6 protein-coding genes and 1 pseudogene are annotated in these 6,875 nt (G+C 69.1%); 4 read left to right on the top strand and 3 right to left on the bottom strand.

The genetic code is table 11. From position 1 onward, the window contains the following. Positions 1 to 508 (bottom strand): annotated as a pseudogene (locus tag VB737_RS04810) (cobaltochelatase subunit CobN); the annotation flags it as partial. Between the two features lie 53 nt (positions 509 to 561). Here VB737_RS04810 and VB737_RS04805 point away from each other — a divergent pair. Genes VB737_RS04805 through VB737_RS04795 form a run of 3 tightly spaced genes read left to right on the top strand, consistent with a single transcriptional unit; the run spans position 562 to position 5,474 of the window. Next, positions 562 to 1,479, top strand: a complete 918-nt coding sequence (locus VB737_RS04805) for a branched-chain amino acid transaminase (RefSeq protein WP_500311591.1) — start codon at positions 562 to 564, stop codon at positions 1,477 to 1,479. Further along, positions 1,479 to 5,150: a methionine synthase gene (gene metH, locus VB737_RS04800; RefSeq protein WP_500311589.1), complete on the top strand. Its 3,672-nt coding sequence runs from the start codon at positions 1,479 to 1,481 to the stop codon at positions 5,148 to 5,150. Before VB737_RS04805 ends, metH begins: the two co-directional genes overlap by 1 nt. A gap of 51 nt (positions 5,151 to 5,201) precedes the next feature. Beyond that, positions 5,202 to 5,474 (top strand): small RNA NsiR4-regulated ssr1528 family protein, encoded by a 273-nt coding sequence (locus tag VB737_RS04795; protein ID WP_094584569.1) that lies wholly within the window; start codon positions 5,202 to 5,204, stop codon positions 5,472 to 5,474. Between the two features lie 31 nt (positions 5,475 to 5,505). Here VB737_RS04795 and VB737_RS04790 read toward each other — a convergent pair whose 3' ends face one another. Next, positions 5,506 to 5,733: a DUF8667 family protein gene (locus VB737_RS04790; RefSeq protein ID WP_015108208.1), complete on the bottom strand. Its 228-nt coding sequence runs from the start codon at positions 5,731 to 5,733 to the stop codon at positions 5,506 to 5,508. 116 nt (positions 5,734 to 5,849) lie between these two features. On the opposite strand from VB737_RS04790, the gene VB737_RS04785 reads away from it, so the two are divergent. Beyond that, complete coding sequence (locus VB737_RS04785; RefSeq protein ID WP_500311586.1) at positions 5,850 to 6,236, top strand: DUF2237 family protein; 387 nt, start codon at positions 5,850 to 5,852, stop codon at positions 6,234 to 6,236. A 22-nt stretch (positions 6,237 to 6,258) separates the two neighbouring features. Here the strand turns inward: VB737_RS04785 and VB737_RS04780 are convergent, their stop codons facing one another. After that, on the bottom strand, positions 6,259 to 6,873 hold the full coding sequence (locus tag VB737_RS04780) for an SDR family NAD(P)-dependent oxidoreductase (protein WP_500311584.1): 615 nt from the start codon (positions 6,871 to 6,873) through the stop codon (positions 6,259 to 6,261). Positions 6,874 to 6,875 lie beyond the last annotated feature (2 nt).

Genomic DNA, 6,875 nt, shown 5'->3' with positions numbered 1-6,875 from the left:
GCTCGGGACGCTCTCCGGCCAGGAGGCCGGCCAGGGTCCGCAGCAGCAGGCGCAGGTTGGCCGGCCCGCCCTCCCGCAGGCAGGCGGCACAGGCCGTCGCCAGGGGCCCATCGAGGTTGCCGAGGCAGGCCAGGGCCTGCTCCTCCTCGGCGGTGCCGGCCAGCACCAGGAGCTGGCGACCTTCCGCCGCGGCGGCCCACTGCCGCAGGCACTCCAGCCCGTAGCTCCAGTGGCCGCGCCCCCCCAGCAGCCGCACCACCACCAGCCGGGTGGCAGCGAGGCTGCTGGCCACGTAGTGGTCGATCACTGCCGGGTGCTGCAGGGCGGAGAGGTTGAGGGCCCGCAGCGCGGCCGGCAGCAGCTCAGGTTCGGCCTCGAGCAGCTGGGCCACCGCCAGCAGATCCGTGTCGGCGCTGCTGAGCAGCACCACCGGCGCCGCTGGCTGCTCCACGAAGAGGCCGCCGTCGTCCTCCGTCCTGTCCCCGGCGATGGACGCGAGTCGATGCATGTCCCCATCCTGCCGAACGCGATGAGAAGATCGCATCGTCGCCACCGCCTTCCATGCACCAGTTCCTGCCCTATGCCTGGTTCGGCGGACAATGCGTCCCCTTTGCCGAGGCCACCCTCTCGGTGGCCACCCATGCGCTGCATTACGGCACGGGCGCCTTCGGCGGCATGCGGGCCCTGCCCAATCCCGCCGACCCCAGCGAGATCCTGCTGTTCCGGGCCGATCGCCATGCCCGCCGCCTCAGCCAGAGTGCCCGACTGCTGCTGACGGAACTGCAGGAGGAGACGATCCACAGCGCCATCCATGCCTTTCTGCAGGCCAACCGCCCCACCTGCCCGATCTACCTGCGGCCCTTCGTCTACACCAGCGACCTGGGCATCGCCCCGCGGCTGCACAACATCCAGACCGACTTCCTCATCTACGGCATCGAGATGGGCGACTATCTCTCCCCCGAGGGGGTGAGCTGCCGGATCAGCAGCTGGTGCCGCCAGGAGGACCGCTCCCTGCCCCTGCGGGGCAAGATCAGCGGCGCCTACATCACCAGTTCCCTGGCCAAGACGGAGGCCGTCAAGAGCGGCTTCGACGAGGCCCTGCTGCTCAACAGCCGCGGCAAGGTGAGCGAGGCCAGCGGCATGAACCTGTTCATCGTCCGGGACGGCGTTCTGATCACCCCCGGCGTCGATCAGGACATCCTTGAGGGCATCACCCGGGCCAGCATCATGGAGCTGGCGCGCTCGATGGACATCCCCGTGCTTGAACGGGCCGTCGACAAGACCGAGCTGATGATCGCCGATGAGGTGTTCCTCAGCGGCACGGCCGCCCGGGTCACCCCGGTGCGCCGGATCGAATCCACCGACCTCTCCAGCCACCGGCCTGTGATGGAGCGTCTGCGCGACCGCCTCACGGCGATCACGGAGGGCCGCGATCCCTCCTATGACCACTGGGTCACCCGCATCCGCATCGACGCCTGATGGTCGTCACCGCCGCCATTCACCACCCCACCGACCGCATCGGCTTCCTCGACTGGCTGCACGGTCCGACCCGGCCGGTGCTCGTCTTCGACGGCGCCACGGGCACCTCCCTGCAGGAGATGAACCTGACGGCGGAGGATTTCGGCGGTGCAGCACTCGAGGGCTGCAACGAAAACCTGGTCTTCACCCGACCCGATGCGGTCCAGGCGGTGCACCGCCAGTTCCTGGAGGTGGGTTGTGACGTGATCGAAACCGACACCTTCGGGGCGGCCTCGATCGTGCTGGCCGAGTACGGACTGGAGGACCAGGCTTTCGCCATCAACCGCCGGGCCGCTGAGCTGGCCCGGGACATGGCCGCCGCCTACAGCACCCCGGAGAAGCCGCGGTTCGTGGCCGGCTCGATGGGGCCCACCACCAAGCTGCCCACCCTCGGCCACATCGACTTCGACACGATGAAGGCCTCGTTCCGCGAGCAGGCCGCCGGCCTGATCGCCGGGGACGTCGACCTGTTCATCGTCGAGACCTGCCAGGACGTCCTGCAGATCAAGGCGGCCCTGCAGGGGATCGAAGAGGCCTTCAGCGCCGCCGGGGAGCGGCGTCCCCTGATGGTCTCGGTGACGATGGAGACCACCGGCACCATGCTGGTCGGCTCCGACATCGCCGCCGTTGTGGCGATCCTGGAGCCCTTCCCGATCGACGTGCTCGGCCTGAACTGCGCCACCGGCCCGGAGCAGATGAAGGAGCACATCCGCTACCTCAGCCAGCACAGTCCGTTTGTCGTGAGCTGCATCCCCAACGCGGGACTGCCGGAGAACATCGGCGGCGTGGCCCACTACCGGCTCACCCCCACCGAGATGCGGATGCAGCTCATGCACTTCGTCGAGGATCTGGGGGTCCAGGTGATCGGCGGCTGCTGCGGCACCACCCCCGCCCACATCGGGGCCCTGGCGGACCTCGCCGCCGGCCTGAAGCCCGCCCCCCGCGAGGTGCGGCAGCCCCGGCAGCGGCTGGAGCGGCCGCCGCTCCACTACGAACCCGCGGTGGCCTCGATCTATGGCGTCACCCCCTACTTCCAGGACAACTCCTTCCTGATCATCGGCGAACGGCTCAATGCCAGCGGCTCGAAGAAGGTGCGCGAGCTGCTCAACGCCGAGGACTGGGATGGCCTTGTGGCGTTGGCCCGGGGCCAGGTGAAGGAGAACGCCCACGTGCTCGATGTGAACGTCGACTACGTGGGGCGCGACGGGGTGAAGGACATGCACGATCTGGTGAGCCGCCTGGTCACCAACGTGAACCTGCCGCTGATGCTCGATTCCACCGAGTGGCAGAAGATGGAGGCCGGCCTCAAGGTGGCCGGCGGCAAGTGCATCCTCAATTCCACCAACTATGAAGACGGCGACGAGCGCTTCTTCAAGGTGCTCGAACTGGCCCGTGACTACGGCGCCGGCGTGGTGGTGGGCACGATCGACGAGGAGGGCATGGCCCGCACCGCCGAGCGCAAGTTCGCCATCGCCCAGCGGGCCTACCGCGATGCCCTCGAATTCGGCCTGCCGGCCCACGAGATCTTCTACGACCCCCTCGCCCTGCCCATCTCCACCGGCATTGAGGAGGACCGGGCCAACGCAGCCGCGACGATCGAAGCGATCCGCAGGATCCGCCAGGACCTTCCCGGCGTGCATGTGGTGCTGGGGGTCAGCAACGTCAGCTTCGGGCTGTCCCCGGCGGCCCGCATCGTGCTCAATTCGGTCTTCCTGCACGACTGCTGCGCCGCCGGCATGGACGCGGCCATCGTCAGCCCGGCGAAGATCCTGCCCCTGGCGAAGATCAGCGAGGAGCACCAGCTGATCTGCCGCGACCTGATCCACGACCGACGGCGTTTCGAGGACGGCATCTGTGTCCACGATCCCCTCACCCTGCTGACCAGTGAATTCGAGGGTGTCAGCGCCAAGGAGGCCCGGGCCTCAGGGCCTTCGCTGGCGGATCTGCCCCTGGAGGAGCGGCTCAAGCAGCACATCATCGACGGCGAACGCATCGGCCTGGAGGCCGCTCTGCAGGAGGCCCTGGCCGAGCATCCACCGCTGAAGATCATCAACACCTTCCTTCTGGATGGCATGAAGGTGGTGGGTGAATTGTTCGGCTCCGGACAGATGCAGCTGCCCTTCGTGCTGCAGAGCGCTGAAACCATGAAGGCGGCCGTCGCCTTCCTCGAACCGCACATGGAACGCCAGGAGGGCGAATCCAGCAGCAAGGGCAAGTTCCTGATCGCCACCGTCAAGGGGGACGTTCACGACATCGGCAAGAACCTGGTGGACATCATCCTCACCAACAACGGCTATGAGGTGGTGAATCTGGGCATCAAGCAGAGCGTCGACGCCATCGTCGAGGCCCAGCGGCAGCACGGGGCCGACTGCATTGCCATGAGCGGTCTGCTGGTGAAATCCACCGCCTTCATGAAGGACAACCTCGAAACGTTCAACGAAGTCGGCATCTCCGTTCCGGTCATTCTTGGCGGTGCGGCACTGACGCCGCGCTTCGTCAACGGTGACTGCCGAGCGGCCTACCTGGGCCAGGTGATCTACGGCCGCGACGCGTTCGCCGACCTGCGCTTCATGGACGCCCTGATGGAGGCCAAGGCGGCGGGCCGCTGGGACGACCACCAGGGTTTCCTGGACGGCGCTCCCGAGGGCCTGGGGCTCACCGAGTCCGCGGCTTCCGCGACGCCCGCCGAGCCTGGGGAGGCTCCGGTGGCGACCGAACCTGCGGCGGCTGAGCCGGTGGCGGCCGGCAGCGAGGAGCGCTCCGCGTCGGTGCCCGCCGAACCCGCCATCGCGCCCCCGTTCTGGGGCACCCGGGTGCTCACCGAGGCGGAGATCGACCTCGACGAGGTGTTCGCCTACCTGGATCGCAACGCCCTCTTCGCCGGCCAGTGGCAGCTGCGCAAGACCCAGCAGCAGAGCCGGGAGGACTACGAGGCGATGCTCGCCGAGAAGGCGGAGCCGGTGCTGCAGGACTGGCTGGGGCGCTGCCGCCAGGAGGGTCTGCTCACCCCCCGGGTGGCCTACGGCTACTTCCCCTGCGGCCGGGCCGGCAATGCCCTGGTGGTGTTCGATCCCGCGGCGATGGCCGATGGGGCCGTGGCCGCCAGCGGCGGTGGCGAGCTGGGGCGTTTCGCCCTGCCGCGCCAGCGCGGCGGCAACCGCTACTGCATCGCCGACTTCTACCGCGACCTGGAGCCGGGCCCGGACGGCGCCCTGCGGCCGAGCGACGTGCTGCCGATGCAGGCCGTCACCATGGGCGAAGGGGCCACCAGGTTCGCCCAGGACCTCTTCCGGGCCGATCGCTACAGCGACTATCTCTACTTCCATGGTCTGGCGGTTCAGATGGCCGAGGCCCTGGCCGAATGGACCCATGCCCGCATCCGCCGGGAGATGGGATTCGCCGCCGACGAGCCGGCCGCCCTCCGGGACGTGCTGGCCCAGCGCTACCGGGGCAGCCGCTACTCCTTCGGCTATCCAGCCTGTCCGAACGTGGCTGATTCCCGCCAGCAGCTCGCCTGGCTGGGCACCGACCGCATCGGCCTGACGATGGACGAGAGCGACCAGCTGGAGCCGGAGCAGAGCACCACCGCCCTGGTGGCCCTGCACAGCCAGGCCCGGTATTTCAGCGCCTGAGGCCTGACCCCCGGCCATGGCAGGCTTTGCTCACCCTTCGCATCCCTGGCCATGGCCATCGCAGGACCCGGCGGCGTCGATGACGCCATCGCGGCAGGCGTGGATCTGGACGGCTCCCCGATCCCGGCCGCCATGCTCGCCCTCTACGGCGAAGTGATGGAACTGGAGAGCCGCCGGGCCCGCAGCGGCGTCAAGAAGTCGATGCGCAACCGCATCGTCCGCACCGGAGCCAAGCACCTGGATCGGCTCACCCTCGACCAGCGCCTGCGGGAAGCGGGCTGGGAGGGTCTCAAGGACAAGGAGATCGCCTTCTTCTACGGCTGAGCCCGCCCAACGGGCCCAGCGGCGCAGGGGCTCAGCTGCAGAGCTCCTCCAGGCTGTCGATCACGTCCTGCTGAAAGGCGTCGAGGGCGTCGGAGTCGCTCAGGTCGATCCCTTCACCGGCGGCGTTCTGGGTGAGTTCCTGGAAGTGGAAGGCACCCTCGCCATGGGCCAGAAACTCCATGGCGGAGGGCTCACCGCTTTCCTTGTAGGCGTCGCAGAGGGCCAGGAAGGCCGCATCCTCGGTGAAATCCCAGCTCATGAAGGGGGTCGTGCTGAAAGACCTTTAACCCCTCTCCCCCGGAATTCGTCAACCTCCTGGGGGCAAATTGTGCCAGTCCTCCGTCAGACTCTCCCCGTTCCCGCACCGCCCCGGCCTTGGTCGCCTCCCCCCTGCAGCCCTCCGCCGAAAGCCGCAACGTGCTGGGAGAACCGCTGCAGGAGTGCGGGTGTGCGCCCCTCACCGGATGGTTCAGGGACGGCTACTGCCATGCCGATCCCGGTGATTTCGGCCGCCACACGGTCTGCTGCGTGGTCAACGAGTCCTTTCTGAGCTACAGCCGCGCCCAGGGCAACGACCTCTCGACACCGGTGCCGGCCTACAACTTCCCCGGCCTGCGCCCCGGCGACCACTGGTGTGTCTGCGCCGCCCGCTGGCTGGAGGCCTACGAAGACGGCATGGCCCCGCCGGTGCGGCTGGAGAGCTCCGCCCTCGCCACCCTCGAGGTGATCCCCCTGGAGGTCCTGCGCAGCCACGCCGCCTGAGCGGCGCCCTGCGTCCCGCTCCTCACCAGGGCACCGGCGACCCGTCCCAGGCGAGGAAGGCACCGCTGCCGGCGGCCGTCCGGCCCTCCAGCACATCCAGCAGGTGGCCGGCGGCCCGCTCCGGGCTGAACAGGGCCGTGGGCGGCACGGAGCGGCCGAAGGGGGCCGAGAGCGGGGTGGCCGTGGTGCCGGGATGGAGCAGGGTCACGCAGGCCAAAGGGAGCCGGCGTTGCCATTCGATCGCCAGGGTGCGCAACAGCTGGTTCTGGGCGGCCTTGGCGGCCCGATAGGCGTACCAGCCGCCAAGGCGGTTGTCGCCGATGCTGCCCACCCGGGCCGACAGGCTGGCGAAATGCACCGGGCGGTCCCTGGGCAGGGCGGGCTCGATCGCCTGGGCCAGCAGCAGGGGGCCGAAGGTGTTGACGGCGAAGCTGCGCTCCAGGGCCTGGCGGTTCACCTGGGAGAGACGCTTCTCCGGCTGCAGGGCCCCGTCGTGCAGCAAGCCGGCCGTGTTGATCACGACGCGGAGCGGCGCGAGCTCGGCGGGAGCACGGGCGGCCAGCGCGGCCAGGCTGGGATCTTCGGCAAGGTCGAGCGGAATGTCCGCCCGGCGGCGACCGGCGGTGCGGACCCGCAGAC

The organism is Synechococcus sp. BA-120 BA3 (genome assembly GCF_034931285.1).
Taxonomy (GTDB): domain Bacteria; phylum Cyanobacteriota; class Cyanobacteriia; order PCC-6307; family Cyanobiaceae; genus Cyanobium.
Note: the sequence above shows the minus strand (reverse complement) of the source record. Positions and strands in the feature narration are given on the sequence as shown.

Bases quoted from the DNA above. Each gene is read 5' to 3' on its own strand.
- VB737_RS04805 (WP_500311591.1), top strand. From the start codon at position 562: ATGCACCAGTTCCTGCCCTATGCCTGGTTCGGCGGACAATGCGTCCCC.
- VB737_RS04795 (WP_094584569.1), top strand. From the start codon at position 5,202: ATGGCCATCGCAGGACCCGGCGGCGTCGATGACGCCATCGCGGCAGGC.
- VB737_RS04790 (WP_015108208.1), bottom strand. From the start codon at position 5,733: ATGAGCTGGGATTTCACCGAGGATGCGGCCTTCCTGGCCCTCTGCGAC.
- metH (WP_500311589.1), top strand. From the start codon at position 1,479: ATGGTCGTCACCGCCGCCATTCACCACCCCACCGACCGCATCGGCTTC.